The sequence below is a fragment of the Mesorhizobium sp. M7A.F.Ca.CA.001.08.2.1 genome, from assembly GCF_003998455.1.
Classification (GTDB): domain Bacteria; phylum Pseudomonadota; class Alphaproteobacteria; order Rhizobiales; family Rhizobiaceae; genus Mesorhizobium; species Mesorhizobium ciceri.
Genome location: NZ_RZPW01001037.1, coordinates 1 through 1,713 on the forward strand (window position 1 = coordinate 1; position 1,713 = coordinate 1,713).

Sequence of the window (1,713 nt, forward strand, 5' to 3'; positions counted from 1 at the left end):
CCTGAAAGCCTTCCATCGCCGCGATGAAGGCGGCACGCAGCGCCACTTCGGTCTTGCCGAAACCGACATCGCCGCAGATCAGCCGGTCCATCGGCTTGCCGGCAGCAAGATCGTCGCGCACCGAATCGATGGCCGTCTGTTGGTCGTCGGTCTCTTCATAGGGAAAGCGGGCGGCGAACTCGCCATAGAGGCCTTCTGCCGGCACCAGTGGCGGCGCCGAGCGCATCTGCCGCTCGGCGGCGATGCGGATCAATTGACCGGCCATGTCGAGCAGGCGCTTCCTCAGCCGCGCTTTGCGCGACTGCCAGGCGCCGCCGCCAAGCTTGTCCAGCGTCGCCTCGGCCGTGTCAGAACCGTAGCGCGACAGGAGTTCGATGTTTTCCACCGGCAGGAACAGCCGGTCGTCGCCGGCATAGTGGATTTCCAGGCAGTCATGCGGTGCGCCGACCGCTTCGATGGTGCGCAGGCCAATGAAACGGCCAATGCCGTGGTCGGCATGGACGACAATGTCGCCGGCCGACAGCGCCGAGGCCTCGGCAATGAAATCCGAGGGACGCTTCTTGCGTTTCGAGCGCCGGATCAGCCGGTCGCCCAAAATGTCCTGTTCGGCGACGACGACCAGTTTTTCGGTCTCGAAGCCGGATTCGAGCGGCAGCACGGCCAGGGCCGCCTGCCCCGGCTCGAGCTTTTCGGCTTCCGCCAGCGTCACGACCTGCTTGAGGTTGCCGAGATGGTGTTCGGCGAGGATCTGGCCAAGCCGGTCGAGCGAGCCTTCGGTCCAGCCGGCGATGACGACGCGGCGGCGCGCCGCGCGCTCATCGACGATGTGTTTGACGACGACATCGAACACGTTGGCGTTCGGATCGGCGCGCTCCTCGACGAAGCTGCGGCCGTGGCGCGAACCGGCGTGATAGACCTTCTTGGCGCCAACGTCGGGCGCGTCGAATGGCGTAAAGTCGATCGCTTCGCGCGGCCCGAGCGAGGTGATCAGGTTTTCCGGGGAGAGATAGAGCAGGTCCGGCGCGACTGGCTTATAGGGCACCGCATCCTTCAGCGCGCCGTCGGCCTGCTTCCTGCGCGCCTCGTAGTGATCGAGGATCAGCGTGTGGCGCTCGGCCAGCGCCTCATGCGCCAGATGGTCGAAGATGACGGGCGTGTCAGGCAGATAGTCGAACACCGTCTCCAGCCGTTCGTAAAAGAACGGCAGCCAGTGCTCCATGCCAGCGAAGCGACGCCCTTCGCTGACCGCCGCATAGAGCCCGTCGTCGCGCTGCGGTGCGCCGAAGGCTTCGATATAGGAGCGGCGGAAGCGGCTGATGGTTTCCGGCGTCAGCGCCACCTCGCTCATCGCTTGCAGCGCCATCGACTTGCGTTGACCGGTGGTGCGCTGCGTGGCGGCGTCGAACACACGGATCGATTCCAGCGTGTCGCCGAAGAAATCGAGCCTGAGCGCCTCGGTCCAGCCGGGAGCGAACAGGTCGAGAATGCCGCCGCGCACCGCGAACTCGCCGATGCCGCGCACTGTCGGCACACGCTCGAAACCGGACGTTTCCAGCCGCGAGACCAGTGCGTTCATGTCGATCTGGTTGCCGGGCCTGGCATGAAAAGTCTGCGCCTCGACCAACTCGGACGGCGGAATGCGCTGCAGCAGCGCATTGGCGGTGGTGAGGATGACGGCGCGGTGCGGCTTCTTCGCCAGAGCGATCATGGCGG

Annotated in this window: 1 protein-coding gene; it reads right to left on the reverse strand. The window is 65.7% G+C overall.

Annotated elements, in window-relative coordinates; genetic code table 11:
- On the reverse strand, nt 1–1,713 hold a 1,713-nt coding region (locus tag EN914_RS34445; protein ID WP_281034690.1), incomplete at both ends, for a CarD family transcriptional regulator.